1 protein-coding gene is annotated in these 611 nt (G+C 61.0%); it reads right to left on the reverse strand.

Annotated elements, in window-relative coordinates; all coding sequences use genetic code 11:
• The coding region (locus tag KHQ28_RS27755) for a Chromate resistance protein ChrB (RefSeq protein WP_323131623.1) at positions 1-498 on the reverse strand (498 nt) is incomplete at its 3' end.
• Between the last annotated feature and the right edge of the window lie 113 nt (positions 499-611).

The raw sequence follows: 611 nt of genomic DNA on the forward strand, positions 1-611 counted from the left end.
GTCCAGCAGGCTCAGTTCGCCCGCAACCGCCTGCGGCTCGTCCGGCGACAGCCGCTGATTAATCGCCTGCTCGAGGGTGGCCAGTCGCTCAGCGGCCTGCTCCCGGGCGGCCCCCGGGAAGAAATCAATAGCCTCGATCCGCCGGTAGTCACGCTGAATTTTACGCAGCTGTTTGAGCTGAGCCGCCAGTCCGTCGGCGGATAACGCCCCCTGCAGCGCCTGCAGATCCTGCAACAGCGCATCATACTGTTCGCGGCGATCGAATAGCGGCCTGAACGCCTCCTCTTCCGCCGACTCAATCGTAAACACATACCCGGCCCCGCCCTCCGCGCGGATCGCCTGGCAGGCGCTGAGGAAGGTGTCATAGCCCTGGCGCACGTCGGGCAGCATATAGACCCCATCACGCAGGACCACCGCCCCGCTCTGCTTCAGGGTTCGCCAGACACGCATGCGCAGCGTGGCTTGAGAGGTCGTCAGGTTAAGGATCAAGAGATGCATTGTCATGATGTAGAGATTACTACAGCATGTAGCGTGTGTGACGTTTATTCGCGCGCAGGGTGAGATGAATTTCAGCAATGCATAGCTAAAAAGCGCAAAAAGAGGGCCCGCGC

The sequence above is a fragment of the Klebsiella sp. 28 genome (genome assembly GCF_018223905.1).
In the GTDB taxonomy this organism is placed as follows: domain Bacteria; phylum Pseudomonadota; class Gammaproteobacteria; order Enterobacterales; family Enterobacteriaceae; genus Klebsiella; species Klebsiella pneumoniae.